This is a genomic window from Streptomyces sp. NPDC005494 (genome assembly GCF_042872025.1).
Lineage (GTDB): Bacteria > Actinomycetota > Actinomycetes > Streptomycetales > Streptomycetaceae > Streptomyces.
Genome location: NZ_JBIAJR010000003.1, coordinates 250,680 through 276,587, shown reverse-complemented (window position 1 = coordinate 276,587; position 25,908 = coordinate 250,680). Strand labels below are relative to the sequence as shown.

The 25,908-nt window shown below is 71.6% G+C and carries 21 protein-coding genes; 11 read left to right on the top strand and 10 right to left on the bottom strand.

The genetic code is table 11. The annotated features are described in order from the left end of the window. Positions 1-51: 51 nt before the first annotated feature. Positions 52-918: a hypothetical protein gene (locus tag ACFYQ6_RS11205; protein WP_361579922.1), complete on the bottom strand. Its 867-nt coding sequence runs from the start codon at positions 916-918 to the stop codon at positions 52-54. A gap of 558 nt (positions 919-1,476) precedes the next feature. Between ACFYQ6_RS11205 and ACFYQ6_RS11200 the strand changes: the two genes are divergently transcribed. Further along, entirely contained in the window at positions 1,477-3,210 is a 1,734-nt protein-coding gene (locus tag ACFYQ6_RS11200; protein ID WP_361579920.1) for a glycoside hydrolase family 18 protein, read from the top strand. Between the two features lie 79 nt (positions 3,211-3,289). On the opposite strand, the gene ACFYQ6_RS11195 is transcribed toward ACFYQ6_RS11200, so the two are convergent. Then, the gene (locus tag ACFYQ6_RS11195; RefSeq protein WP_361579918.1) at positions 3,290-4,597 is read right to left on the bottom strand and encodes an Nramp family divalent metal transporter; all 1,308 of its coding nucleotides are present in this window, start codon (positions 4,595-4,597) and stop codon (positions 3,290-3,292) included. Between the two features lie 206 nt (positions 4,598-4,803). On the opposite strand from ACFYQ6_RS11195, the gene ACFYQ6_RS11190 reads away from it, so the two are divergent. After that, positions 4,804-6,951, top strand: a complete 2,148-nt coding sequence (locus tag ACFYQ6_RS11190) for a protein kinase (protein WP_388762538.1) — start codon at positions 4,804-4,806, stop codon at positions 6,949-6,951. Positions 6,952-7,102: 151 nt separating this feature from the next. Here ACFYQ6_RS11190 and ACFYQ6_RS11185 read toward each other — a convergent pair whose 3' ends face one another. From ACFYQ6_RS11185 to ACFYQ6_RS11170, 4 genes are all read right to left on the bottom strand, one after another. Next, positions 7,103-8,575 carry a GntP family permease gene (locus ACFYQ6_RS11185; RefSeq protein WP_388762535.1) on the bottom strand — a complete coding sequence of 491 codons (1,473 nt, stop codon included), beginning with the start codon at positions 8,573-8,575 and terminating at the stop codon, positions 7,103-7,105. A gap of 157 nt (positions 8,576-8,732) precedes the next feature. Further along, positions 8,733-9,143: a RidA family protein gene (locus ACFYQ6_RS11180; RefSeq protein ID WP_361579912.1), complete on the bottom strand. Its 411-nt coding sequence runs from the start codon at positions 9,141-9,143 to the stop codon at positions 8,733-8,735. A gap of 6 nt (positions 9,144-9,149) precedes the next feature. After that, on the bottom strand, positions 9,150-9,908 hold the full coding sequence (locus tag ACFYQ6_RS11175) for an IclR family transcriptional regulator (protein WP_361579910.1): 759 nt from the start codon (positions 9,906-9,908) through the stop codon (positions 9,150-9,152). Continuing rightward, positions 9,905-10,960: a sugar kinase gene (locus tag ACFYQ6_RS11170; RefSeq protein ID WP_388762531.1), complete on the bottom strand. Its 1,056-nt coding sequence runs from the start codon at positions 10,958-10,960 to the stop codon at positions 9,905-9,907. The genes ACFYQ6_RS11175 and ACFYQ6_RS11170 overlap by 4 nt, the downstream gene beginning before the upstream one ends. Before the next feature lie 107 nt (positions 10,961-11,067). On the opposite strand from ACFYQ6_RS11170, the gene ACFYQ6_RS11165 reads away from it, so the two are divergent. Then, entirely contained in the window at positions 11,068-12,399 is a 1,332-nt protein-coding gene (locus ACFYQ6_RS11165) for an alanine racemase (RefSeq protein WP_388762528.1), read from the top strand. A 38-nt stretch (positions 12,400-12,437) separates the two neighbouring features. Then, positions 12,438-14,060 carry an amidohydrolase family protein gene (locus ACFYQ6_RS11160; RefSeq protein WP_388762526.1) on the top strand — a complete coding sequence of 541 codons (1,623 nt, stop codon included), beginning with the start codon at positions 12,438-12,440 and terminating at the stop codon, positions 14,058-14,060. 42 nt (positions 14,061-14,102) lie between these two features. Here the strand turns inward: ACFYQ6_RS11160 and ACFYQ6_RS11155 are convergent, their stop codons facing one another. Beyond that, positions 14,103-14,948, bottom strand: coding sequence for a serine protease (locus ACFYQ6_RS11155; protein ID WP_361579902.1), 846 nt, complete (start codon positions 14,946-14,948; stop codon positions 14,103-14,105). 110 nt (positions 14,949-15,058) lie between these two features. Then, positions 15,059-15,955, bottom strand: a complete 897-nt coding sequence (locus ACFYQ6_RS11150) for an EamA family transporter (protein ID WP_361579900.1) — start codon at positions 15,953-15,955, stop codon at positions 15,059-15,061. A 39-nt stretch (positions 15,956-15,994) separates the two neighbouring features. Here ACFYQ6_RS11150 and ACFYQ6_RS11145 point away from each other — a divergent pair, with 39 nt between their 5' ends. Beyond that, entirely contained in the window at positions 15,995-16,516 is a 522-nt protein-coding gene (locus ACFYQ6_RS11145) for a MarR family transcriptional regulator (protein WP_361579898.1), read from the top strand. A 66-nt stretch (positions 16,517-16,582) separates the two neighbouring features. Here the strand turns inward: ACFYQ6_RS11145 and ACFYQ6_RS11140 are convergent, their stop codons facing one another. Continuing rightward, positions 16,583-17,554 (bottom strand): MurR/RpiR family transcriptional regulator, encoded by a 972-nt coding sequence (locus tag ACFYQ6_RS11140; protein WP_361579896.1) that lies wholly within the window; start codon positions 17,552-17,554, stop codon positions 16,583-16,585. Positions 17,555-17,731: 177 nt separating this feature from the next. Between ACFYQ6_RS11140 and ACFYQ6_RS11135 the strand changes: the two genes are divergently transcribed. The 6 genes from ACFYQ6_RS11135 to ACFYQ6_RS11110 all read left to right on the top strand — a co-directional run bounded on the left by ACFYQ6_RS11135 (position 17,732) and on the right by ACFYQ6_RS11110 (position 23,976). Continuing rightward, complete coding sequence (locus tag ACFYQ6_RS11135; protein ID WP_361579894.1) at positions 17,732-19,216, top strand: MFS transporter; 1,485 nt, start codon at positions 17,732-17,734, stop codon at positions 19,214-19,216. After that, positions 19,213-19,686, top strand: coding sequence for a GAF domain-containing protein (locus tag ACFYQ6_RS11130; RefSeq protein ID WP_361579892.1), 474 nt, complete (start codon positions 19,213-19,215; stop codon positions 19,684-19,686). Before ACFYQ6_RS11135 ends, ACFYQ6_RS11130 begins: the two co-directional genes overlap by 4 nt. Positions 19,687-19,738: 52 nt before the next feature. Continuing rightward, positions 19,739-20,974 carry an amidohydrolase family protein gene (locus ACFYQ6_RS11125; RefSeq protein WP_361579890.1) on the top strand — a complete coding sequence of 412 codons (1,236 nt, stop codon included), beginning with the start codon at positions 19,739-19,741 and terminating at the stop codon, positions 20,972-20,974. A 122-nt stretch (positions 20,975-21,096) separates the two neighbouring features. Next, positions 21,097-21,909, top strand: coding sequence for an arylamine N-acetyltransferase (locus ACFYQ6_RS11120; RefSeq protein ID WP_361579888.1), 813 nt, complete (start codon positions 21,097-21,099; stop codon positions 21,907-21,909). 320 nt (positions 21,910-22,229) lie between these two features. Next, the gene (locus ACFYQ6_RS11115) at positions 22,230-23,441 is read left to right on the top strand and encodes a pyridoxal phosphate-dependent aminotransferase (protein ID WP_361582546.1); all 1,212 of its coding nucleotides are present in this window, start codon (positions 22,230-22,232) and stop codon (positions 23,439-23,441) included. Positions 23,442-23,577: 136 nt separating this feature from the next. Continuing rightward, positions 23,578-23,976, top strand: a complete 399-nt coding sequence (locus ACFYQ6_RS11110) for a hypothetical protein (RefSeq protein WP_388762516.1) — start codon at positions 23,578-23,580, stop codon at positions 23,974-23,976. 118 nt (positions 23,977-24,094) lie between these two features. Here ACFYQ6_RS11110 and ACFYQ6_RS11105 read toward each other — a convergent pair whose 3' ends face one another. After that, positions 24,095-25,831 carry an Ig-like domain repeat protein gene (locus ACFYQ6_RS11105; protein WP_361582540.1) on the bottom strand — a complete coding sequence of 579 codons (1,737 nt, stop codon included), beginning with the start codon at positions 25,829-25,831 and terminating at the stop codon, positions 24,095-24,097. Positions 25,832-25,908: the final 77 nt, after the last annotated feature.

The following is a 25,908-nucleotide window of genomic DNA, read 5'->3' as shown; positions in this document are numbered from 1 at the left end:
TGGGGCAGCGGACAGAGAGATGCGCGGTGTCTGAGGAGCGGTACGGGGACGTCAGGAGCTGGGTGGTGCGGGCGCTCCATGGTTCAGGACACCGGCGGAGTGCATTCGGTTCTCGGCCGGGGCCAGCGGGGAGGAACAGAAGCCGCAGCGGTCGCCGATGAGCTCCATTCCGCACCAGTGGCAGTTCTCCCGCCGAACGGAGGAGACGAGCTGGTAGATCACCGAGATGTCCGGCAGGAAGGAGGCGAATTCCACCAGCTTCCCGGTCCCCCACCAGCGCGCCGATCCGGAAGGCAGCGGACACTCCTGAATGGCCTGTACCTTCCACGCGGGCGCGAGGGTCTGCTGAACCCATTCCGATGTCAACTGCCCTTTGGCCACGAGCAGATGGGTGGGGAACTCGGGTCCGGCCGGCGGTTCCACGCCCGCCCCGATCTTGACCAGCTGCGGGTTGGGACCGGCGAGTACGACGAACTGGGAGCCGGGCACCCAGGACTTGGCGTGCGTCTTGAGACTGACGGGCACCCGGTCGAGCCGGGCCACCGAGTTCAGCAGGGCTCCGGGGTGGATGTAGTGGGCGAGCAGCCGCGCGGCGGAGGCGACGACCCCCGGGCTGAAGTCGCAGATCGACAACTGCCGCAGCTGGCGCACCAGGACGGCCACGCCGAGCGGCGGGAGGTCCACCTTGACCAGGGCGATGCGATCGCTCTCCATGACGGAGCGGATGGCGTGCAGCCTGCGTTCATGGGCGGGGCTGATGCCCGCCGGGTAGACCGCGATCACGTATCCGTGCTGCTCCAGGAGCAGGTTCATGTCACCGATCGCGAGATCGAGGGCCTGGGCGTCGGGAGCCTGCAGCAGGGCCGCGGTCGGTGTCTGCTGATCGGTGGGTGGTAGCACCAGATCAGCACTGGTCACTGCTATTGCGGTCGGCACGCTCTTCCCCGTTCGGCTCCGGCCGTGGTCCGTGACGACTCCGGCCGCAATCGCTCCTGCTCCGTGCTTCTTCCCCAGCACTTTAACCACGTCATACCAGGCAGAGAACAGATATCTGGACCCAGTACGACAACATCCTGCGCGGGCGTTCGCAACGCGCCTGTACGAAATCGGACCAAAAGCCGAGTCGTTAACTTCTGTACCACTGCGGAGGGTTACCCCCGCCATCCCGGTTTGAAATGCACGGCAATTCATCAGCCCACGTCAGAACGGGCGCAGCCGCTTTCCCGAGCGCCTCGCCGATATCCGCTCCGTCACGTTCCGGATACCTCCGCGAGAGTCACCCGCGCGAGTGCACCGAGGTCCGGAGGCCGCCACCCGAAGGGGGACGCACCCCTCCACCAGGGCCTCTCCCTCGGCGCCGACGGGCATCCGGGCCGCCAGAGGTCTTGACAACTCGATTGGTCTGGACCAGTTTATCGGCCAACGGTGGCCACCGTTCCCCGCCAGCACCCCCAACTCCCCCACCGGAGGCAGCAAGTGGAACGCTCCGCAGGCAGCAGCAGGCACAGAAGACACCGCGTCCGGCCTGTCCTCGGCGGGGCCGTGGCCGCCGTGGCGGCAGGGGCGCTGACCCTCACCGGTCTCGCCACCAGTGCGCAGGCGGCCGACGTCAACGTGGCCAGGAACGCCGGATTCGAGTCCGGGCTCGCCAACTGGACCTGTTCCGGTGGCAGCGGCACCACCGTCTCCTCCCCCGTGCACGGCGGCACCTCCGCGCTCAAGGCCACGCCGGCCGGGCAGGACAACGCCAAGTGCACGCAGACCGTGGCCGTGAAACCCAACTCCACTTACAAGCTGAGCTCCTGGGTGCAGGGCGGTTACGCCTACATCGGGGCGAGCGGCACCGGGACCACCGACGTCTCCACCTGGTCGCCCGGCTCCAGCTCCTGGACCCAGCTCAGGACGAGCTTCACCACCGGCCCCTCCACCACCTCGGTGACCGTCTACACCCACGGCTGGTACGGCCAGGCCGCCTACTTCGCGGACGACGTCGAGGTCACCGGTCCCGACGGCGGCGGTGGCACGGACCCCGCCCCCACCGTCCCGGGCGCACCCGCCGGGCTGGCGGTCGGCACGACGACCACCTCCTCCGTCGCCCTGTCCTGGAACGCGGTGTCCGGGGCCACCGGCTACACCGTCTACCGCGACGGCACCAAGGCGACGACCTCCACCGGCACCTCCGCGACGGTGACGGGGCTGGCCGCGGACACCGCGTACCAGTTCTCGGTCAGCGCGACCAACGCCGCCGGTGAGTCCGTCAAGTCCGCCACCGTCAGCGGCCGTACGGCGAAGGCCACCGACCCGGGCCCCGGCCCGTCCACCTCGGTGCCCAAGCACGCGGTGACCGGCTACTGGCAGAACTTCAACAACGGCGCCGCCGTCCAGAAGCTCAGCGACGTGCCCGCGGCCTACGACATCATCGCCGTGTCCTTCGCGGACGCCACGGCCACACCGGGCGCCGTCACCTTCAACCTGGACTCCGCCGGGCTGAACGGCTACACCGTCGCCCAGTTCAAGGCCGACATCAAGGCCAAGCAGGCCGCCGGGAAGAACGTCATCATCTCCGTCGGCGGCGAGAAGGGGTCCGTCGCGGTCAACAGCGACGCCTCGGCCACCGCGTTCGCCGACTCGGTGTACGCGCTCATCCAGGAGTACGGCTTCAACGGCGTCGACATCGACCTGGAGAACGGCCTCAACTCCACGTACATGACGAAGGCGCTGCGCGCGCTGTCGTCGAAGGCGGGCTCCGGCCTCGTCATCACGATGGCACCGCAGACGATCGACATGCAGTCGACCTCCGGTGAGTACTTCAAGACGGCGCTCAACGTCAAGGACATCCTGACCGTCGTCAACATGCAGTACTACAACAGCGGTTCGATGCTCGGCTGCGACGGCAAGGTCTACTCCCAGGGCTCGGTGGACTTCCTCACCGCGCTCGCCTGCATCCAGCTGGAGGGCGGACTCGCCCCCTCGCAGGTCGGCCTCGGCGTCCCCGCCTCCACCAGGGGCGCGGGCAGCGGTTACGTCGCCCCGTCCATCGTGAACGCGGCACTGGACTGCCTGGCCAAGGGCACGAGCTGCGGCTCCTTCAAGCCGTCCAGGACCTACCCGGAGATCCGGGGGGCCATGACCTGGTCGACGAACTGGGACGCCACGGCGGGCAACGCCTGGTCGAGCGCGGTCGGCCCGCACGTCCACGGGCTTCCGTAGCCCCGTAGGACCGGTGAACCAGCAGCGCCGCCGCTCCCCCGGCGGCGCTGCTGCGCGCCCGCACAGCCGCGCGGAACACCTACCAGGGCAGGTCGCGCACCTGCTGGACGCACAGGACGACGAACAGCAGGCCCGCGGCGCCGAGCATCCCGTTGCTGAGCCAGCCGTTGCGCCACTCCCTCGGTGTACGGGAGGAGTTGAGCAGCCACAGCAGGGTCAGCGCCAGGAACGGCATGAAGAACGCCCCCAGGACCCCGTAGCCGATGACCAGGCCGAACGGTTCGTCCAGCCACAGGAGCGTCATCGGCGGGAAGGTCAGCCAGAGCAGATACGCGCGGAACGGCACGGACCGCTCCTGCCGGCCGACCCGCTCGCGCGCCGGCCGCTCGGCCGCCGCCTCGCCGCTGCCGGCGGCGCGGATCCGCTCCACGAAGTCGGCGAACATCAGGCTCACCCCGTGCCACACGCCGATGAGCGACGAGAACGACGTGGCGAAGAAGCCGACCAGGAACAGCTTCGCAGTGGCGGACCCGAACCGGTCCTCCAGGACCTGTCCGAGGTCGATGAGCCCCCGGTCCCCCTTGGTCAGCGCGATCTGCGAGGAGTGCAGCAGCTCGGCGCCCACGATCAGCATGGCGACGACGAAGATGCCGGTGGTGATGTAGGCGACCCGGTTGTCGATCCGCATCACCTTCATCCAGCTGGAGTCGGACCATCCCTTGGCGTTCACCCAGTAGCCGTACGCCGCCATGGTGATGGTGCCGCCGACCCCGCCGATCAGCCCGAGCGTGTAGATCAGTGAGCCGTCGGGCAGCACGGGGAGCAGCCCCGCGAAGGAGGCGCCGACGTCCGGCACCACCCGGATCGCGACGTAGACGACCACGACGAACATGACGCCGATCAGGACCGTCATGACCTTCTCGAAGACGGCGTACTGGTTGAACCAGACGAAGACCAGGCCGATCAGCCCGGTGATGATCGCCCAGGTCTTGAGCCCTGGCCCGTCGGGGAAGAGTGCCACGATGGGCAGGGCGCTGGAGGACATGGCCGTCGCGCCGTACACGAAGCCCCAGACGACGACGTACACCGCGAAGTAGCCGGTCGTCCAGCCGCCGAGGGTGCGCCAGCCGTCGAAGAGGGTGCGGCCCGTGGCGAGGTGCCAGCGGCCCACCGCCTCGGCGAGGGAGATCTTGACGAGGCAGCCGATCACGGCCGCCCACATGAGCGTGTAGCCGAATTTGCTTCCCGCGATGAGCGTCGCGACCAGGTCACCGGCGCCGACGCCGGTCGCCGCGACGACGATGCCGGGGCCGATGTACCTCCAACTCGATTTACGCGGCCGGGAGTCCAGCTCCCCGGTCTCTGTGGTTCCGCTTGTCTCCGCCATGTCGATCAACGAAGCGCATCGTGCGTTTTCGCACAAGGGGTCGCGTCGCACCTCCGCCCCGCACACGGTTCGCGTCCGCGTCCCGCACGCACGCTCTCCGCGAGCAGCTGTGGACGTTCCGTGACAGGAGAGGGTGGTGCACCGGCCCCCTGCCCGTGGGACGCTGGGCGCGCTGGACCGTAGGGCTGGGGGACGGGGGAAGTGGCATGGCTGGCGCGCGAGTCGAGCCGTTGGGCAGCGGGGACCCGGCGACACTCGGTACGTACGAACTGCTCGGGAGGCTGGCCTCCGGGGGCATGGGGCGGATCTATCTCGCACGGAGCTCCGGCGGGCGACTGGCCGCCGTGAAGACACTGCTGGCCGAGGGCGTCGTGAGCGACGTCGACCGGCGTCGCTTCACCCGCGAGGTGGAGCTCGCGCAGCGCATCGACAGCGCGTTCACGGCGCGGGTCCGGGACGCCGATCCCGGGGCGGAGCGGCCCTGGATGGCGATCGACTACATCGCCGCCCCGTCGCTGTCCGAGCTGGTCCGGAGCGCCGGGGTGCTGCCCGGGTCGGCGGTGCGGTGGCTGGCGGCGGGGACGGCCGAGGCGCTCGTCACGCTGCACCGCGAGGGCATCATCCACCGGGACCTCAAGCCGCAGAACATCCTGCTGCCGCTCGCCGGGCCCCGGGTGATCGACTTCGGCATCTCCCACGCGAACGACATCACCCGCACGAGTCTCACCCTGGGCACGATCGCCTTCACCTCGCCCGAGCAGGCGCGCGGCGAGCCCTCGACGGAGGCCTCGGACGTGTACTCGCTCGGGGCGACGCTGTTCCATCTGGCCCTCGGCAGGCCTCCGTACCGCGCCGACAGCGACACCCTGGCCCTGCTGGCACGGGTTCAGCGTGGCGAACTGGACCTGGACGGGCTGCCCAAGGAACTCGCGACGCTGATCCGCCCCTGCCTCGCGGCCGATCCGCGGCAGCGGCCCGTGCCGGCCGAGATGCTGGACCGCTTCCGCCGCTCGCTGGCCGGGCTCCCGGTCTCGCAGGGCGGCCGCCGCTGGCTGCCCCAGCGGTGGACGGACCTGATCACGGAGTACGAGCGCCAGGGCCGGGCCCTGGAGCGCGGGGCGGGCTCCGCGACCGGGAGCACCGGCCCGGAGGGCCTGACGGCCGATCTGCGGACGGACGTGGTCCCGCCGCCGGACCCGACCCGGGTGTACACGCAGGAGAGGGAGCGCGCCGCACGCGAACAGGCGGAGCGGGAGCGGGTGGAGCGCGAGCGGGCCGAGAAGGAGCGGGTGGAGCGCGAGCGGGCCGAGAAGGAGCGGGTGGAGCGCGAGCGGGCCGAGAAGGAGCGGGTGGAGCGCGAGCGGGCCCGGCTCGCGCAGGAGCGGCTCCGGGAGCAGGAGTGGCAGCGGGAGCTGGAGCGCAGGAAGGCCGAGGAGGTCCGGAGGAAGGCCGAGGAGAAGGAACGCGGGAAGGCCGGGAAGAAGGAGCGGGAGCGGGCCGAGCAGCAGGCCGCACGGGACCGGGCGGACCGGACCCGGCAGCAGTCGCCCCGGGCGGAATCGGCGTCGGCTTCGGCCTCGACCAGGAGCCGTCCCCGGGCGCGCCGCCCCGCACCGGCCCCCCCGCCTTCCCCGCCCGCCCGGGCCAGGAAGTCCTCCTCCGGGCTGGGGCTGCTGGTGGTGCTGGCCGTCATCGGGTTCTTCGTCTGGCAGAACACGCAGTCCGACACCTCGGGCGGCAAAGGGGGCACCGGCCTCACCTCCAGTGCCTCGCCGACCATCGGGACGGGCGGTACGACCGGCGGCGGGACGAGCACCGGCTCGGGAACCGGCTACGAGCCGACGCCCGACGCGGACGACGAGGCGTTCGACGCGGTGTCGACCGGGGACTGCCTGACCGCCTACGACGACGGATACGGCGACTGGTCGGCCGACACCCCCGAGACCGTGGACTGTGACGCCGCGAACGCCTACCTCCGGGTCACCTCGACCGACGACGGGATCAGCGGTTCCGACTGTCCGGACGGCTCGGGCGAGTCGTACTGGTCGCACGTGGGCTCCGTGACGGAGTTCAGCAGAACCCTCTGTGTGGAGCGCCAGTTCCGCGTGGGCGAGTGCTTCGTCGCCAAGCAGCAGGGCGACCGGATGACGGACGCACGGCTCATGACCGTGTGGAGCTGCGGCAAGGACACCGTGCCCAAGGGCTACGACGTGATCCTGCAGATCACCGGCCGGTGGCGGGCCGAGTCGACCTATCCTCCCGGCTACTGCTCGAAGAGCAGCACCGACCAGGAGGACTACTGGCTGTTCGAGGTGAACGACGACAGAACGGTGCTCTGCGTCAGGTGGGTCTGAGCCGGCGCGCGTCGTCCGCGGGCCACGGCGACGGGCCCGGGTCCCCGGCCCCGGAGGGGAGCCGGTGACCCGGGCCGGTGCCGGTGATCCGGGTGATCCGGCCCGGTGCCGGCCCCGGTGATCCGGCCCGGCATGATCCGGACGAGAGGCGCTAGATCACCAGGCTGAGTGCCGCCGCGACCACGAACCCGGCGACCGAGAGCACGGTCTCCAGGACCGTCCAGGTCTTGAGGGTGTCGCGCTCGGATATGCCGAAGTACTTCGACACCATCCAGAAGCCGCCGTCGTTGACGTGGGAGGCGAAGATCGATCCCGCGGAGATCGCCATGATGATCAGGGCGAGGTGCGCCTGCGACATGTCCTGGCCCTCGACGAGGGGGACGACGATGCCCGCCGTGGTGACGATCGCGACGGTCGCCGAGCCCTGCGCGACGCGCAGGACGACGGAGATCAGCCAGGCGAGCAGGATGACCGGCAGCCCGACGTCGTTGAACGTGTCGGCCAGCGCGTCGGCGATGCCGCTGCCCTTCAGCACGGCGCCGAAGATCCCGCCCGCACCGACGACCAGCAGGATGTTGCCGACCGGCTTGAGCGAGGCCGTGGAGACCGATTCGAGGGACTTGCGGGACCAGCCGCGCCGGATGCCGAGCAGGTAGTAGGCGAGGAAGAGCGCGATCGTCAGCGCGACGAACGGGTTGCCGAAGAACTCGATGACCGAGCGCGGGGTGGAGGGGTCCAGCGCGATGGACGAGAAGGTCGCGGCGAGGATCAGCACCAGCGGGGTGCCGATGATCGCGAGCACGGTACCGAGCGGGACGGGCTTCTCGTGCGGGGTGACACCGGCCGCGCGCTGCTCGGCGACCACGGCGGCCTTGGACTCCTCGGCCGCCTCGACCATGTCCTGGGGTACGTCGACGAAGACGCGCTTGCCGATCCAGGCGGCGTACGCCCAGGCGGCGAGCACGGACGGGATGCCGACGACGGCGCCCATCAGGATGACCCAGCCCAGGGAGACGTCGAAGAGGCCCGCGGCGGCGACCGGTCCGGGGTGCGGGGGCAGGAACGCGTGGGTCATCGAGAGACCGGCCAGCAGCGGCATCGCGTACAGGACGATCGACTTGCCCGAGCGCTTGGCGGCGGCGTAGACGATCGGCGCGAGGACGAAGATGCCGACGTCGAAGAAGACCGGGATGCCGAAGATCAGACCGGTGAGGCCCATGGCCAGCGGGGCGCGCTTCTCGCCGAAGAGGTTGAGCAGGCGGGAGCTGAGCACTTCCGCTCCGCCGGAGACCTCCAGGATGGCGCCGAGCATCGTGCCGAGCCCGATGATGATCGCGACGTGTCCGAGGATGCCGCCCATGCCGGATTCGATGACCGAGACGGCGGCCGACTTCTGGACCGTGCCGAAGAGTTCGGTGACGGAGAGACCGGCACCGAGGCCGACGGCTATGGAGACCGCGAGCAGCGCGACGAAAGGCTGCAGCCGGACCTTGATGATCAGGAGGAGCAGGAGCGCGATGCCGAGGGCGGCGACGGTCAGCAGACCGGGGGTGCCGCCGATGAGGAGGAGCAGTCCACCGGTGTGGGGTGGCGCCTCGGCGGCGGGGGCGGCGGCGAGCAGCATGTGCGGTCAACTCCGTTGGTGACAGGGCCCTTCGGGGCAGGGGGGAGCGCGGCACGGCGCCCCTCGGGGGAAGGGATGGGGCGCCGTGCCGTGGTGCTGGGTGCTGAGGCGGGGAGAGCGGTTCAGATGGGTGTGGCGCGGAGGGAGGGTCCGCTGATCAGCCGAGGACGGCGAGGGCGTCGATCTCGATGAGCAGTCCCTCGGGCAGGCCGACGTAGACCGTCGTGCGGGCCGCGGCGGGGGCCTTGAGGTCCTGCTCGCCGAAGTACTCGTTGTAGATCGCGTTCATCTCGGCGAAGTGGTCGACGTCCGTGAGGTAGACGCGCATCATCATCACGTCGTCCCAGCTCGCGCCGCCCTCCTCCAGGATCGCCTTGACGTTGGCGAAGGTCTGCAGGGTCTGCTCGCGGAGCGTCGGGCCGGCCGGGGTGGGGGCCTGGCCCTCGACGGCGGGCAGGAAGCCGACCTGACCGGCGACCTGGAGGATGTTCCCCTTCTTCACGCCGTGCGAGAACTTCGCCGGCGGGGCGGTGTGGGTGCTGGGGGTGAGGGCGGTCTTCTCGGTCATGGTGGTTCAGGCTTTCTGGGTGGGGGTGGTGCCGGAGTACTCCCGGCTGATGGTGTCCGCGGTGCGTCGCACCAGGGGGAGCAGGGTGAGGAGTTCCTCGGCCGTGACGACCACGTTCGGCGCGGACACCGACATGGCGGCGACGACCCGCCCGTCCGCGCCCCGGATGGGGGCACCGACGCAGTTGATGGACTCCTCGTGGCCGCCGAGGTCGGTGGCCCAGCCCTGTTCGCGTACGACGGCGAGCTCCTTGAGGAAGGCGCCGGCGTTCGGGACCGAACGGGACGTGTACATGGGGTAGTCGAGCCGTTCGGCGATCACGCGCCGCTCGGGCTCGGTGAGGTCGGCCAGGAGCAGCTTGGCGACCGCGGCGACGGTGATCGCGACGGGTTTGCCGATCCGCGAGTACATGCGTACGGGGTAGCGGCTCTCGACCTTGTCGATGTAGAGGACCTCGTTCTCCTCGTACACCGCGAGGTGGACGGTGTGCCCGCACTGCTCGTTGAGCGCGACGAGGTGGCTGTGGGCGATCTCGCGCACGTCGAGGTTCTCGACGGCTTCCTGCGCGAGGGCGAAGAGGCGCGCGCCGAGGCGGTAGCGCTGGTCCTCCTGGCGGTAGACGAGCCCGTGCTCGTGGAGCGTACGGAGCAGGCGCAGCGCCGTGGACTTGTGGACGCCGAGCCGCTCGGCGACCTGGCCGAGGTCGGCGGGGCCCTGGGCGAGCAGCGGCAGGATGCTCAGCGCGCGGTCGACGGTCTGGCTCATGTGACACGTACCTCCTCGTTCGCCCCTGCGGCGGCTGTCCAGCCGGGGCCGAGACGAAGTGTGCCCCAGGCCTCGTCGTCCAGGGCGGCCAGCCGGTCGGCGTGTGCGCGGGGCGGGGGGCCCGTGAGGTCGCCGGGGACGGTGAGGACGGCCGCGGCCATGAGGTGGCCGTGCCGGGCCCGGTCGCGTACGGGCAGGTCGCGCAGGGTGGCGGAGAGGAACCCGGCGGCGAAGGCGTCACCGGCGCCGACGGCGGCGACGACGTCCACGCGGAGGGAGGGGACGTCGGTGACGGTGTCCTGCGCCGGGTCGCCGTCGCGCGAGAAGACGGTGACGCCGTCGGATCCCCGCTTGACGACCAGCACGTCCGGCTCCGGCAGGGCCGCGCGGATCGCCTCCGCTCCGTGGAGGCCCCACGCCTCCTCCGCCTCGTCCTCGCCGACGAAGACGAGGTCGCTGCGGCGGGCGAGGCCGAGCAGCACTTCGGGGCCCGCGTCGCCGCCGCGCCACAGGCCGGGCCGGTGGTTGACGTCGAAGGAGATCAGCGGGCGGTTCTCCCGGGGTGCAGTGAGGTCGTCGAGGAGCGCCAGGCAGTCGGCGGAGAGCGCGGCGGTGATGCCGGACAGGTGCAGGACACGGCCGCCGAGGACGTCCTCGTACGGGACGTTGTGCGGGGACATCGCCGAGGCGGCGGACCCGGCCCGGTAGTACGCCACCTCGTGGGCGTCGGTGGCCCTGTCCGTCGCCGTGCGGAAGTAGATGCCGGTGGGGCGGTCCGGATCGCGGCGTACGGCGGAGGTGTCGACGCCGTAGCCGGCGATGGCCTCGACGAGGTGGTCGCCGAAGCCGTCCGCGCCGACCCGGCCGACCCAGGCCGCCCGGTGGCCTGCGGCGGCCAGCGCGCAGGCGACGTTGGACTCGGCGCCGCCGATACCCCGGCCGAAGGAGGGGACGTCGGCGAGGCGGCCCGGCTGCGAGGGCAGGAACGTCACCATGGACTCACCGAGGCAGACGACGTCCGCTGTGGCTGTCCTGGCTGCGTGTCCGGACACTCTGGGCTCCTCTGGGTCGGCCGTGGGCGCCGGTGCACACCATTGACCCGGCATCGGCTCGGATGTTAGACAGCCTTGAGCGATATGCGCAATGGCCGTTGCAGATAATGCAACGGCAAGTCTCCGAGGAGGATCCCTTGGCCGCCCAGCAGTCCGCCGAACAGTCCGCGAAGGCACTCGCCGGCGAAGTGGTCGACCACCGCTTCAAGGCGCTGCCGCCCGACGCCGAGGGGCTGACCGTCGGCGCCCTGGCCGCCGAGCGCCGCAACCTCTTCACGGGCGGCTTCACCACCCCCGTGCTGGCCCTGTCCGCCGAATCGGTCGAGGCCAACCTCGCCCTCCTGGAGACGTACGCGGAGCGGCACGGTCTGGCCTTCGCGCCGCACGGCAAGACGTCGATGTCCCCCCAGCTCTTCGCCCGCCAGCTGGAGCACGGCGCCTGGGGCATCACAGCGGCGGTCCCCCACCAGGCCCGGGTGTACCGCGCCCACGGCATCCGCCGGATCTTCCTGGCCAACGAGCTCGTCGACGCGGTGGCCCTGCGCTGGCTGGCCGGCGAGCTGGACGCCGACCCGGACTTCGCCTTCGCCTGCTACGTCGACTCCGTGCGCGGGGTCGAGCTGATGGACGAGGCCCTGCGCGCGGCCGGCGCGGTGCGCCCCGTCGACGTCGTGGTGGAGCTGGGCGCCGGCCAGGGTGCCCGCACCGGCGCCCGCACGGAGGCCGACTGCGCGGCGGTCGCCGACGCGGTGGCCGCCGCGTCCACCCTGCGCCTGGTGGGCGTCGCCGGTTACGAGGGCGAGGTGCCCGACGCCACTCCGGAGCGGGTGCGTGAGTGGCTGCGACGGCTCGTCGCGCTCGCCGCCGACTTCGACGCGGCCGGCCGTTTCACCGCGCTGGCCGACGGCGAGGAGATCGTGGTCAGCGCGGGCGGAAGCGCGTGGTTCGACGCCGTCGCCGACGTGTTCGCCGAGATCCCCGCGCTGAGCCGGCCAGCCCTCAAGCTGCTGCGCTCCGGTGCGTACGTCAGCCACGACGACGGCCACTACCGCCACCTCACCCCCTTCAACCGGGTCCCCGAGGAGGGCGCACTGCAACCGGCCTTCCGGCTCTGGGCGCAGGTCGTCTCCCGCCCCACCGCCGAGCAGGCCTTCGTGAACGCGGGCAAGCGTGACGCCGCCTACGACCTGGACCTGCCCGAGGCGCAGGCCGTCCGCTCCGCGCGCGACGGTTCGGTGCGGCCGGCCACCGGCATCACCGTGAGCGGGCTGTCCGACCAGCACGGCTGGGTACGCACGGACGCGGACGCCGGGCTGGAGGTCGGCGACTGGCTCGGCATGGGCCTCTCGCACCCCTGCACCTCGTTCGACAAGTGGCAGCTGATCCCGCTGGTCGAGGCGGACGGCACCGTCACCGACTACATCCGCACCTTCTTCTGAGCCGGCGGAGCCCTCACCACCCGAAAGGCGGCACTCCCATGGACCTGGTCATCCGCGACGCCCGCGTCGTCGACGGCACCGGTAACCCCTCCTACCGCGCCGACGTGGGCATCACGGACGGCCGGATCACCGAGATCCGCGAGGAGGGCGACGGCCCCCGCCCGTCGGCCTCCCGCATCCTGGACGCCGACGGGCTCGCGCTCTCGCCGGGCTTCATCGACATGCACGCGCACAGCGATCTCGCCCTGCTGCGCGACCCCGACCACAGCGCGAAGGCGGCCCAGGGCGTCACGCTGGAGGTCCTCGGCCAGGACGGCCTGTCGTACGCCCCCGCCGACGACCGCACGCTCGCCGAGGTCCGCCGCTCCATCGCCGGATGGAACGGCGACGGCGGCGACATCGACTTCGACTGGCGCACCGTCGGCGGTTACCTGGACCGCCTCGACCGCAACTTCGGCGGCCAGGGCATCGCCGTCAACGCCGCCTACCTCATCCCGCAGGGCACGGTCCGGATGCTCGCCGTCGGCTGGGACGACCGTCCCGCCACCGCGGCCGAGCTGGACCGCATGAAGGAGCTCGTCGCCCAGGGCATGGCCGAGGGCGCGGTCGGCATGTCCTCGGGCCTGACCTACACACCGGGGATGTACGCGAAGGACGCCGAACTCACCGCGCTCTGCCGGGTGGTGGCCGCCAACGACGGCTACTACTGCCCGCACCACCGCTCGTACGGGGCCGGGGCCCTCCAGGCGTACGAGGAGATGGTACGGCTCACCCGCGACGCCGGCTGCGCCCTCCATCTCGCGCACGCGACCATGAACTTCGGCGTGAACAAGGGCAGGGCCCCGGAACTCCTCGCCCTCCTGGACGAGGCCCTCGCGGGGGGCGCGGACATCTCCCTGGACACCTATCCGTACACGCCCGGCTGCACGACTCTCGTGGCGATGCTGCCCAGCTGGGCGAGCGAGGGCGGTCCGGAGCCGATCCTGACCCGGCTCGCCGACGAGGCGACGGCCGAACGGATCCGCCACCACATGGAGGTCCTGGGATCCGACGGCTGCCACGGTGTCCCGATCGAGTGGGACACGATAGAGATCTCCGGCGTCGGCAACCCGGACCTGTCGGACCACGTCGGCCGTACGGTGGCCGAGTCCGCCCGGCTCCGCGGCGAGGAACCGTGGGTGACGGCCCGTCGGCTGCTCACCGGGGACCGGCTGGGCACGACGATCCTCCAGCACGTGGGCCATGAGGAGAACGTGCGGCAGATCATGCGCCACCGGGTGCACACCGGCGGCAGCGACGGCATCCTCCAGGGCGACAAGCCGCACCCCCGGGCGTACGGGACGTTCCCCCAGTACCTCGGCCGCTACGTGAGGGAGCTGGGCATCCTCCCGCTGGAGGAGTGCGTCGCCCACCTCACCTCCCGCCCGGCCGCGCGTCTGCGACTGCCGGACCGCGGCCTCGTCCGCGAGGGATACCGTGCGGACCTGGTCCTCTTCGACCCGGCCACCGTGGCGGCCGGGTCGACCTTCGAGGAGCCGCGTGTCCTGCCGGTCGGCATCCCGCACGTCCTGATCGACGGGCGCTTCGTCATCGAGGACGGGAAGCGCACTCCCACCCTCGCGGGCCGGGCGGTACGGGGCACGGGCCGCGCGCGGGCCTGAGGGAACGCGGGTGCGGCCGGCGCGGCCGCACCCGCCCCGTCCCTACGGCTTGGGCAGCGTGCAGCCGGACCGGTTCAGGTCGATCTGGCTACCGGCGCCGATGCACGGCACCAAGGTGTACGTCTGCTGGGCGTAGTTGATGCCCTCGCGCACGGTCACGGTGCCGTTCTCGGCCACCTCGCACGGGTTGTTGTCCGTGCACCGCTGCCCGTCCTCGTTGCCGGTGTTGTTGACGGCGACGACCTTGCCGGTCGCGTCGTCGATCACCGGGGATCCCGACGTACCGCCGATCGTCCGGCAGGCGGAGGTGTAGCGGACCGAGTCCTTCCAGGTCCAGGCACCCTCCTTCAGGCGGTAGGCGAACCCGTCGACGGCGCAGCTGTAGGTGCGCTTCCAGTAGCCGGAGGCGACGGTGATCGCCCTGCCCTGCGTCGGGCGGGCGGTGTCGAGCTCGAGGGCCTTGATGCCGTAGGAGCTCTCGATCTGGGCATAGGTCCTGGTCAGCTGGTACAGCGAGACGTCGGTGTCCGTCATCGTCCCGTACGCGATCTTGGACGCCCGCAGGGTGCCGACCCCGCTGCCCGCGGCGTTCAGCAGGGTGAAGCTGCGGGTCGAGGACCTGTTGAGCACGACCTCGCCCGGGTCCGGGAAACCGGTCTCCAGGCAGTGACCGTTCGACAGGACGAGGGCCGGGTCCCCCGGCTGTGACGAGGGCGTCCGGACGACGGAGCCGGAGCAGTTGCTGAGCGCGACGGTCCCGGCGAAGGTCACGGCCTTCACCCGGACCCCGGCCTCGTCCGGGCTCGTGGCCGTGGACGCCGCCGCGGGCGCGACGCCCGCCCCGAGGACCAGAACGGAAAGAAGTGCGCCGACGAGAGGCTTGTTCATGTGGGGTCCCCTCCAGAGGTGCCAGTGACCGGAGTTCTTCCGGTTTTGACATGCGCATGCTTGCGCATGGAGGAGTGCCCGACAAGGGGCGGGATCAAGCCGTCGCCGGGTCAGCGGACCGGCCCGGCCGCCCCCGCGGCCGCGCGCGACCGGGCCGCACGCCTGACCATCGGCCGCCCGAGGAGGACTCCGGCGAGCACGAGTCCCGTCCCGCAGAACTGGCGGACCGTCAGCACCTCGCCGGCGATCAGCGTGCCCAGCAGCACACCCGTCACCGGGTTGAGCAGCCCCACCAGGCCGACGGTGGCGGCGGGCAGGTGCCGCAGACCGGCGAACCACGCGGCGAAGGCGAGGGCCGTCGCCACCACGGCGACATAGGCGAAACCCAGCAGGGCCGGACCGTCCAGGGCGGGCGGCGCGCCCTCCACGAGGACCGCGAACGGCAGCAGCACCAGACCGCCGGCGGTCAACTGCCAGGCGGTGGAGGCGAGCAGATCGACCCCGCCGCCCCACCGCTTGGCCAGGACGTACCCCACGGACGACAGCAGCATGGCCGCCACCGAGGCGGCCACCCCGCCGGGCGAGGCCGACGCGTCGCCGCCGAGCAGCATGAGCGCTACTCCCCCGGCCCCGACGACCGCCCCGGCAAGGTGCCGCGCGTGCGGACGTTCCGCGACGAGCCCCCAGGCGACCGCCATCATGACCATGGGCGAGGTGGCCATGATCGTCGAGGCGAGGCTGGTCGGGAGCGTCTGGGCGGCGATGTAGACCAGGGCGAAGAAGGCGCCCGCGTTGAGCAGGCCGAGCACGGCGCTGCGCCACCACCACGAACCCCGCGGCAGCTCCCGCCGGACCGCCAGCAGCAGCAGTCCGGCGGGCAGGGCCCTGATCGCGGCGCCGTACAGGGGCTCACCGGCGGGCAGATAGGCGTGGGTGACGTAGTAGTTCGTGCCCCAGGAGACAGGAGCCACCGCCGTGACCAGCGTCCAGCGCATATTAGCTTCCATGGAAGCCATTATGCCTTCCCGGGAAGCTATAGTGATGTCATGGCGGAACACCCCGAGGGACAGCCGGATCACGTGGCACGCATCCAGGCCGAATGGGCCAGGGAGCGCCCGGATCTGGACGTGAGCCCTCAGGCCGTGATCGGGCGGCTGCACCGGCTGGGCGCGCTGCTCACCGAGCAACTGACCGCCGTGTACCGCCGCCACGGCCTGGGCGAGGGCGAGTTCGACGTGCTCGCGGCCCTCCGGCGCGCGGGCGAGCCGTACGAGCGCGCTCCGGGGGAACTGGCCGCACACACGATGGTCACGACGGGCGCCATGACGAAGCGGATCGACCGCCTGGAGCGCGACGGGCTCGTGACGCGCCGCCGCTCGACGGCCGACGGCCGGGGGCGGGTGGTGGCGCTCACCCCGGCGGGGCGGGACCTGATCGACCAGGCCTTCGGCGCGCACATGCAGAACGAACGCCGCCTGCTGGACGCACTGTCGCCACAGGAGGCCGCGCACCTGGAGACACTGCTGACCGCCTGGCTGGCCCGCGTCGAGCCACCGCCTGGCTCCTGACCCACGACGGGGCCCGGCGAGGGCGGCGCCGGGCTCACGCGCCCAGCCCTCCCCGGACGCGGGCCCTCAGTGCTCGGCGGACCCGTTACGCGGCCGGGGGCGCCGGTGCAGCAGGCCGAAGCGGTCCCACTGGGCTTCGGCGGCCTCGATGGCCAGGCGGGTCCGCTCCGGATCGATGGCGGCCAGCTCCGCGACGACGGCCTGCACCACCGCCGTCCCGGCTGTGAGCGAGGGGAAGAAGGAGACGCCTTCGGCGGGCACGAGGAGGACCTCGTCCGCGGCCTCGGTGAGCGCCGGGCTCGCCGCGTCCGTGAGGGCGAAGACCTTGGCGCCGCGGTGGTGCGCCTCACCGGCCGCGAGGACGGTGCTCGCGTACAGCCGCCAGAAACTGATGGCGACGAGCGCGTCCTCGTCCGTCATGTCGGAGATGACGTTGGCGAGTTGCGCGTCCCCGCCGGTGATCGCGGTAACGCGGTAGCCGGCCAGCCGCGCGTTGTGCGCGAAGGCGATGCCGGTCGCCGCGTAGCTGCCGTCGGCGACCACCACCGTGTGCCGGGCCGCCGCCACGGCCTCGGCGACGCGCCGTACGGCGCCGCCGTCCAGCCGGCGCGTCAGCAGGGCGACACTGTCCAGGTCGCGACGCAGGGACGCGTCCGCCACCCCGTCCGTCGCATGGTGCTCCGCGGCTACGTCCGGGGCGCTGAGGGCCGAGAGATAGCGGGCCCTCAGCTCCTGCTGGAGCGCGGGCCAGCCGGCGAAGCCGAGGGTCTGGGCGGTGCGGGTGACGGTGGCGATGTTCACCGCGGCCAGGGAGGCGAGTTCGGCGGTCGAGGCGAACGAGGCCCGGCGAGGCTGGGTGAGCAGGACGTCCAGGACGGCGGTGCCCTTGCTGCGCAGGCCGCGCGCGGGGAGCCGGCCGCGCAGCCAGTCCTCGAAGCTGTCACCCACGTCCGGGGCGTCCCGCCCGTCGCCGGGTTCCTTCCCCCCGTCGGCACCCTCGGTGACATCCGCGTCGGCCTCGGACCCTGCTGCCGCCACCGGTCTCCCCCTCCGCTCTCCGCACCCGCGCACGACACGGCGTCCCGCACTACGGGCCTCCGGCGTGTTTCCGGCCCAGGTTACCGGTGTAACGATCAAAAAATTCTGCAACAACCATTGCAGTTCATTCATTTTGCATATTACGTTGCCTCCAACTCGAAGACCTGGAGGTGCGGCATGACGCTTTTGGCCCGACTGGACCGGCTGCCGCTGAGCAAGCCCCATTACGCCCTGCTCCTGATCGGCGGCCTCGGCTACACCTTCGACGGGATGGACTCGGCCGTCGTCGCCTTCCTGATGCCGAGCGCGCAGGAGACCTGGGACCTCAGCAACGGCGCGCTGGGGCTCATCGGCTCCGCCTCGCCCTTCGGCTTCCTCTTCGGCGCCGTCGCCGCCGGACTGCTGGGTGACCGGATCGGCCGGCGCAAGGTCATGATGTGGGCGCTCGCCTTCTACGCCTTCTTCTCCCTGGTGGCGGCCTTCGCGCCCAACTACGAGCTCTTCCTCGGAGCGCGGATCCTGGCCGGCGCCGGGGCGGGCGCCGAGAGCGCCATCATCGCCCCGTTCCTCTCCGAGTTCGTGCCTGCCGCACGCCGGGGCTGGTTCGTCGGCGCACTCGCCGGCTTCTTCTCCTTCGGCTTCGTCGCCGCCGCGCTCATCGGCCGATTCGTCGTCCCGACCCTCCCCGAGGGCTGGCGCGTCGCCCAGGTGATCACCGCGCTGCCGGTGGTGATGCTGCTCTGGTGGCGGCGCTCGCTCCCCGAGTCCCCGCGCTATCTGATCGCCCGGGGTGAGCTCGCGGCGGCGGAGAAGGTCGTCTCCGATCTGGAGCGCAAGGTCGAGAAGGCCATCGGCAAGCCGCTGCCTCCCGTACCGGTGGAGGACACCGTGGCGGCGAAGGCCGCGATCGCTCCCGCACGGCCCGCGCTCGGCCTGTTCGCCGCGCTGAAGTACCTGTGGAGCGGCGCGATGGCCCGCCGTACGGCGATCACCTGGCTGATCTGGTTCGTGATCACGTTCTCGTACTACGGCTTCTTCTCGTGGATCCCGACGCTGCTGATCCAGCGCGGCATCACGGTCACCAAGAGCTTCGAGTTCTCGATCATCATCTACCTGGCGCAGGTCCCCGGATACTTCTCCGCCGCCTGGCTCTCCGAGCGGCTCGACCGCAAGAACGTCATCGCCCTCTACCTCACCGGCTCGGCCCTCAGCGCCTTCTGGCTCAGCCAGACCACCACGCCGGTGTCGATCACCCTGGCCGGAGCGGTGCTCTCCTTCTTCCTCAACGGCACCTACGCGGGCGTCTACTCGTACACCCCCGAGGTCTTCCCGACCTGGATCAGGGCCAGCGGGACGGGCCTGTCCAGCGCCTTCGGCCGGGTCGGCTCCATCCTCGCCCCGGTGATCATCGGGGTCTCCTCGGCGAGCTTCGGTTTCGCCGGTGTCTTCGGTCTGACCACGGCCGTGCTGGCGGTCGGAGTGATCTGCACGCTGCTGTTCGGCGTGAGCACCGCCGGACGCTCCCTGGAGGAGCTCACCGAACCGGGACCGGCCTCCTCCGGCACCGGGGCCCCGGCAGGCACCACGTCACCCGCCCCGACCACATCGACCACGTCCACCGCATCCTCCGCATCCTCCGCATCCGAGGTGACCTCCCGATGAGCGACGACACGTACACGGCCACCGGCCTGCTTCCCGCACTGGAGGAGGAGATCCGCTCCACGGTGGGCGTCCGCCTCTTCACCGTCCTGGCCTGGTTCCCCGAGCGGCGCGTTCTGCACCGCGTCCACAGCAGCCACCCCGGCCCGTACCCGGTCGGCGGCGAGAAGTCCGTCGAGGTGTCCGGCGGCTGGCTCGAGCAGTGCATCGAACGGCAGCTGCCCTACCTGGGAGCCGACCGGGCCGCCGTACGCGAGGTCTTCGCCGATCACCTGACCATCGACGAGCTCGGCTGCGGAGCGGTCGTCAACGTCCCCGTCGTCGACGACGGGCGCACGCTGGGCATGCTCAACGCCCTCGACGCGGAGGGACGTTACGACGAGGAGACCGTCCGGGCCCTGAGTGCCCTCGCGGCCCGTGCGGTACCGGACCTGCGGGCCGCCGCCGCGCGGTCGGGCCGGACCGCTCCCTGACCGCGGGCACCGCACCCACCACCCACTGCACCGGATTCACCGAGGAGACACCGTGTCCCTGCTGCTGCGCAACGCCCGACTGCTCGACGTGGCCACCGGCGACTACCAGGAGGCCGATCTGCGGTGCGCCGACGGGCGCGTCGTGGAGACGGGCACCGGGCTGAGCGCACCCGACGGCGTCAGGACGGTCGACCTGGCCGGCGCACCCGTGCTGCCGGGGCTGATCGACGCCCACGTCCATGTGACGGCCTCCACCGCCGACCTGGGCGCGCTGCCCTCGTCCTCACCCAGCTACGTCGCCGCCCACAGCGCCCGGATCATGGGCGGCATGCTCGACCGCGGGTTCACCACCGTGCGGGACGCCTCGGGCGCCGACTACGGCCTGTGCGACGCCCAGGAGGAAGGGCTCGTGCGCGGCCCCCGGCTGCTGTTCTGCGGCCGTGCGCTCAGTCAGACCGGCGGGCACGGCGACAGCCGGGGCCGTGGCACGCGGGTCAGCGACGACCATCCCTGCTGCGCGGGGCTCGGCAGGGTGGCCGACGGTGTCGACGCGGTGCGGGCGGCGGCTCGCGACGAGCTCCGCAAGGGCGCCCATCACCTCAAGGTCATGGCCTCCGGCGGTGTGGCCTCGCCCACCGACCGCATCGACTCCACCCAGTACTCCATGGACGAGCTGCGCGCGGTGGTCGAGGAGGCGGAGGCGGCGAACCGTTACGTCGCCGCGCACGCCTACACCGCGCGCGCGGTCAACCGGGCACTGCGGGCGGGCATCCGGTCGATCGAGCACGGCAATCTGCTGGACGACGAGAGCGTGCGGCTGTTCGCCGAGTACGACGCCTTCCTGGTGCCGACGCTGGTGACGTACTGGGCGCTGAAGAAGGAGGGGCCCGAGTTCGGTCTCCCCGCCGACAGCCACCGCAAGGTGGACGAGGTGCTCGGCGAGGGCCTCGCGGCGCTGGAGCGAGCCGCACGGGGCGGGGTGCGGACCGTGTACGGGAGCGATCTCCTGGGCGGGATGCACCGCCACCAGAACGAGGAGTTCCGCATCCGTGCCGAGGTTCAGGCACCGATCGACGTGATCCGCGCCGCCACCTCGACGGCCGCCGAACTCCTCGGCCTGACGGGCGAGATCGGAACCCTGGAGCCGGGCGCGTACGCCGATCTGGTGGTGCTGGCGGGCGACCCGCTGGAGGACATCGGCTTCCTGGCGGACCCGGCCGGCATGGTGGGCGTCGTCCAGGGCGGCTCGGTCGTCTCCGCCGCACCCGGCTCCGCACTCGCCGCGTGACGCGCACGGGCCCGCCGGTACGGGCGGGCCCGTCGCACGGCACACGGGGACCGACTTCCCCGTATCTCCTGCGCCGTCAGGGCATGTGAGAAACCCCCGGGGTGTCTGCGTACTGTCGGACCATGACACTCGACCTCGACGCCTACTTCGCCCGCATCGGCTGGTCCGGGGAGCGCCGCCCCACCGCGGAGGTGCTGCGGTCCGTGCACCGCGCCCACATGCTGGGCATCCCCTTCGAGAATCTGGAACCCCTCCTCGGCAGCGCCCCGTCCCTCGCGCTCCCGGACCTGGAGAAGAAGCTCGTACGCGGTGAACGCGGCGGCTATTGCTACGAGCAGAACACCCTCCTGGCCGCCGCCCTGACCCAGCTCGGGTTCCACGTCACGCTGCTGGCCGCGCGGGTCGTCCTGGGTGCCGCGCCCGGCGACATCCGGCCCCGCACGCACATGCTGATGAAGGTGGACGTGGAGGGCGAGGCGGCCCCCTGGCTGGCGGACGTCGGCTTCGGCTCGCACGGTGCGCTGCTGGAGCCGATCCCGCTGGTGGCCGACGCCGAGCTGCTCGACACCCCGCGCCGCCACCGGCTCGTGCACGCCCCGCACGACGGCCCGCTGGAGATGTGGGAGCTGCAGGCGGACAAGGGCGGCTACTGGGAGCCGCAGTACGAGTTCACCCTGGAACCGTTCGAGGCTCCGGACTACGAGGTCATCAACTGGCACATCGCGACGAACCCGCGCTCCCCGTTCCGGCAGGCGGTCTACGCCCAGCGCACCCTGCCCGGGCTGCACCGCGCCCTGTCCGGGCGGACGCTGGTGGAGACGGCCGACGACGGCACGGTCGAGGAGCGCGAGCTGAGCGACTCCGCGGAGGTCCTCCGGGTGCTGGCCGAGGACTTCGGCGTACGCCTCCCCGAGGGGACGGTCCTGCCCGGCTGACCAGGGGGCGCACCTCGCCGTCGCCCCGGTACGGGCAGGCGACGGCGGGCCCGGGCGCCTGCCCGTACCGGGCCGGCGCCCGGGCCCCGCACCACGCCCCCCGGGTCACGCCCGCGCCCCCGCGTGGCGCATCTCACCCGGTCCCGCGCCCCACGCCCGCATTCCAAGCCGCCACCCCTCCCCGACCGGCCGTTCCCACGGTCCGCGACCGGGGGTGGCATGCCGATGGAAGACCCGGCCCCCCGGCGCGCGCTCCCGGAGGGAGCAACCGGCAGGCAAACCGGGAGCACCGCGCGAAACACGGTCGTAAGCTCGCAGACATGCAGGTCATCCAGTCCACGAAGCTCTCCGGCGTCTGTTACGAAATCCGCGGCCCCGTGCTCGAAGAGGCCATGCGGCTCGAAGCGGCAGGTCATCGCATCCTCAAGCTCAACACGGGCAACCCCGCCGCGTTCGGGTTCGAGTGCCCGCCGGAGATCCTCGAGGACATCCTGCGCAACCTCTCGGGCGCGCACGGCTACGGCGACGCGAAGGGCCTGCTGTCCGCGCGCCGCGCGGTGATGCAGCACTACCAGACCAAGGGGATCGACCTCGGCGTCGAGGACATCTACCTCGGCAACGGCGTGTCCGAGCTGATCCAGATGTCGATGCAGGCGCTGCTCGACGACGGCGACGAGGTGCTCGTCCCCGCTCCGGACTACCCGCTGTGGACGGCGTCGGTCTCGCTGGCCGGCGGCACGGCCGTGCACTACCGCTGCGACGAGCAGTCCGACTGGATGCCCGATCTCGCGGACCTGGAGCGGAAGATCACCGACCGCACCAAGGCGCTCGTGATCATCAACCCGAACAATCCGACGGGCGCGGTCTACGACGACGAGATGCTGCGCGGGCTGACGGAGATCGCCCGCCGCCACAACCTGGTCGTCTGCTCCGACGAGATCTACGACCGGATCCTCTACGACGGCGCGACGCACACGCCCACCGCCGCGATCGCCCCCGATCTGATGGTCCTCACCTTCAACGGGCTCTCCAAGAACTACCGGATCGCGGGCTACCGCTCCGGGTGGATGGCGGTCTGCGGCCCGAAGGCCCACGCCTCCTCGTACATCGAGGGGCTGACGGTGCTCGCCAACATGCGGCTGTGCGCCAACATGCCCGCGCAGCACGCGGTGGCCACCGCGCTCGGCGGCCGGCAGTCGATCAACGAGCTGGTGCTGCCGGGCGGGCGGATCCTGGAACAGCGGGACGTGGCGTACGACCTGCTGACGCAGATCCCCGGTGTGACCTGCGTGAAGCCGAAGGGGGCGCTGTATCTCTTCCCGAGGCTCGACCCCAAGGTCTTCAAGATCAAGGACGACCGCCAGATGGTCCTCGACCTGCTGCGGGCCGAGAAGATCATGGTGGTGCAGGGCACGGGCTTCAACTGGCCGGAGCCCGACCACTTCCGCGTGGTCACGCTGCCGCCGGCCAAGGACCTGACCGACGCGGTGACCCGGATCGGGAAGTTCCTGGACGGCTACAGCCAGCCGTGACCCCCGGCGGGTGGCACCCCGCACCCTGTCGGCAGGATTCGGCGGGTGGCACCCCGCACCCGGCCGGCAGGACCCGGCACAACTTTAGACTGAATCTAAGATAGGATGGCCTTACTGCAACGCCAGGAGGCCATCCATGTACGAGCCGATCCGCACCAAATCGGTCCACACATCGGCCGACGACGCCGATTTCCCCCACCGCAGCCGCGAGGACGAGCTCGACATCCAGCTCGCCGGACACCTCGCCGCCCTGCTCGCCGTCACCGACGAGCTGGGGCTGACCGCAGACGGCGACCGGATCGCCGAGCAGGTCGCCCGGCTCCGCACCGCACCGCCCGCCCGGCACGCCGGCAGCAGCGGCGCGTCCCCGGCCGCTCTCCACCGTCGCGCCCACGCCCTCGCGGGCCGGGCCCTCGTGGTGGCCGCGTCCCGCGCCGACACGGCCGTCGCGATCCTCGCGGCCGAGGCCATGGACGCGCACACCGCGGCCCTGTCGGGCACACCCGCGCGGACCGATCTGGTCGGCGCGCCCTGACGGCCCCGGTCCACGGGTCGCGAAGACGCGTGGACCGGGTGCCACACACGTGAGGCCCGCGCCGCCCGGAAGGGCCGCGCGGGCCTCACGCCGTCCGGGAGGTTCGGCGTGCGAGCGGTCAGACGGCGGCGCGCACCCGCACGGTGGCCGTGGCGCTCGACGCGGTGTGCAGGTCGTCACCGGCGTAGGCGACCGTATAGACGACCTCGCCCCGGACGGACGCGAGGTCCCTGATCGTGAAGGTGCCGTCGGCCGCGACCGCCGCGGAGGTGAGGGCGCCGGTGCCCTTCTTGTCGGCTCGCTGCACCGACAGGGTGATGCCCGGGGGCAGCGCCCGGCCCTGGCCGGTCAGGGTGCCGGTGATCTCCACGCTCTGGTTCTTCGTCGTCTCCGCCGGAGCCGTGAGCGTGATGGCCGTCGGCGCCTTGGCCACCGTCACGGGGAGGGTGACGTCCTCGGCCGGGCGGTGGGTCACATCACCCATGAAGGACAGGGTGTACGTGGCCTCGCCGACCAGCGAGGGGACGTCGAGGACGGTGAACGTACCGTCAGCCGCGACCTCCACGGCCGCCAGCTTGCGGTCGCCGGCGGCGTCGTGGCGTACGGCCGACACCTTGACCGGCTCCGCGGGGGCCGGGCCGTCGAGTTCGAGCCTGCCCCGGATGCCGAGCGGTTCCCCGACGACCGGCGCGCCGGGGCTGGTGGACAGCGACCCGGTGAAGCGTGAGTCGTGCTGGGCGGCCGGGGGCTGGATCACGTGCAGCCAGAAGGACGTGGCGGACGCGTTCATGGTGAGGGCGAAGAGTCTGGAGCCGTCCTTCGACCAGCCGAGCCCGCGCGGCACGACCCGGGCTCCGTCGAGTTCGCCCTCGAAGGCGAACTCGAGCGCCGAGGTGCCCTCCTCCGGGTCCGCCTTCTGGATCAGCAGGTCGGGGACCGAACCGGTGGCCTCGGCACCCCGCGCGACGTACTCGCCGTCACCGCTGAAGGCGACGGCGGACGCCTTCGCCCCCTGCGGCAGCGGGCCGTAGGGCGTCGGGGCGTCGGACAGGTCGGCCGCCTCCAGCAGCCGGGTGCCGTGGGCGGCGTCGGCGACCGCGATCCGGCTGCCGTCCGGGGACAGCGCCACGTCCTTGAGGTCGAGACCACCCGCCCCCTCGCTGTCCGCGAACCGGCGCTGCGGCCCCCGTACGAGCGTGTCGCCGCTGCTGTCGAAGGTGGTGAGGTAGGGATTCGGCCCGGCCGTGCTCAGCGTCTGGCCCATGACCAGGGTGTCCGGGACCTCCGGCGTCGTCGCGAAGTAGAGCTTCCCGGTGCCGTCCCAGCCTGTGGCGGTGGGCGCGCCGAGGGTGCTGCCGTAGAGGAAGCTCCGGTACTGCTCGCACCCACTGGCGGTGGGCGTCTCGGTGTGCCACACCTTGCCGCCCGAATAGGCGACCTGGCGCCCGCACTCGCCCCAGTAACTGGTCGACGTGTGCAAGGACTTCACGTAGGTCTCGGTGTCGTACGCGGCGATCCGGCCCATCTCCGACACGAAGAGCTTCGTGCTGTCCGCGGAGAGCGCCATGCCGCCCACGGCGCCCTGTGAGCTCGTGAGCGTGGCCACCCGCTGGCCCTCGAAGTTGTAGACGAGCACCGACGACTTGGTGTTCAGGCTCCGGGTGTCGTCGCTGATGTAGACGCGCTCGTGCACGGAGTCGACCACCATGCTGGAGAACGACGTGATCGGCAGCTTGGCCACGTCGTCATCCGCCGCGTGCGCGGCGGGCGCGGTGAGGACGGTGAGACCCGCGCCGGCGATGACGAGCGCGGCGAGCGCCGCGATGCCGCGTCCTGTGTTCCCTGACCTGTTCAACTTTGTTCCCCCACAGAGTTGTCGGCACCCCTGTCTCCCCGGGCGCCCCTGTGGGCATCATGCAACAGATGTGAAGG

What these genes read in the sequence shown, in the direction of transcription:
- ACFYQ6_RS11175 (WP_361579910.1), bottom strand. Translation starts at nt 9,908, where the DNA reads ATGAGCCAGACCGTCGACCGCGCGCTGAGCATCCTGCCGCTGCTCGCC.
- ACFYQ6_RS11130 (WP_361579892.1), top strand. Translation starts at nt 19,213, where the DNA reads ATGAGCGACGACACGTACACGGCCACCGGCCTGCTTCCCGCACTGGAG.
- ACFYQ6_RS11120 (WP_361579888.1), top strand. Translation starts at nt 21,097, where the DNA reads ATGACACTCGACCTCGACGCCTACTTCGCCCGCATCGGCTGGTCCGGG.
- ACFYQ6_RS11110 (WP_388762516.1), top strand. Translation starts at nt 23,578, where the DNA reads ATGTACGAGCCGATCCGCACCAAATCGGTCCACACATCGGCCGACGAC.
- ACFYQ6_RS11150 (WP_361579900.1), bottom strand. Translation starts at nt 15,955, where the DNA reads ATGGAAGCTAATATGCGCTGGACGCTGGTCACGGCGGTGGCTCCTGTC.
- ACFYQ6_RS11180 (WP_361579912.1), bottom strand. Translation starts at nt 9,143, where the DNA reads ATGACCGAGAAGACCGCCCTCACCCCCAGCACCCACACCGCCCCGCCG.
- ACFYQ6_RS11155 (WP_361579902.1), bottom strand. Translation starts at nt 14,948, where the DNA reads ATGAACAAGCCTCTCGTCGGCGCACTTCTTTCCGTTCTGGTCCTCGGG.
- ACFYQ6_RS11145 (WP_361579898.1), top strand. Translation starts at nt 15,995, where the DNA reads ATGGCGGAACACCCCGAGGGACAGCCGGATCACGTGGCACGCATCCAG.
- ACFYQ6_RS11190 (WP_388762538.1), top strand. Translation starts at nt 4,804, where the DNA reads ATGGCTGGCGCGCGAGTCGAGCCGTTGGGCAGCGGGGACCCGGCGACA.
- ACFYQ6_RS11115 (WP_361582546.1), top strand. Translation starts at nt 22,230, where the DNA reads ATGCAGGTCATCCAGTCCACGAAGCTCTCCGGCGTCTGTTACGAAATC.
- ACFYQ6_RS11185 (WP_388762535.1), bottom strand. Translation starts at nt 8,575, where the DNA reads ATGCTGCTCGCCGCCGCCCCCGCCGCCGAGGCGCCACCCCACACCGGT.
- ACFYQ6_RS11195 (WP_361579918.1), bottom strand. Translation starts at nt 4,597, where the DNA reads ATGGCGGAGACAAGCGGAACCACAGAGACCGGGGAGCTGGACTCCCGG.
- ACFYQ6_RS11160 (WP_388762526.1), top strand. Translation starts at nt 12,438, where the DNA reads ATGGACCTGGTCATCCGCGACGCCCGCGTCGTCGACGGCACCGGTAAC.
- ACFYQ6_RS11135 (WP_361579894.1), top strand. Translation starts at nt 17,732, where the DNA reads ATGACGCTTTTGGCCCGACTGGACCGGCTGCCGCTGAGCAAGCCCCAT.
- ACFYQ6_RS11165 (WP_388762528.1), top strand. Translation starts at nt 11,068, where the DNA reads ATGCAACGGCAAGTCTCCGAGGAGGATCCCTTGGCCGCCCAGCAGTCC.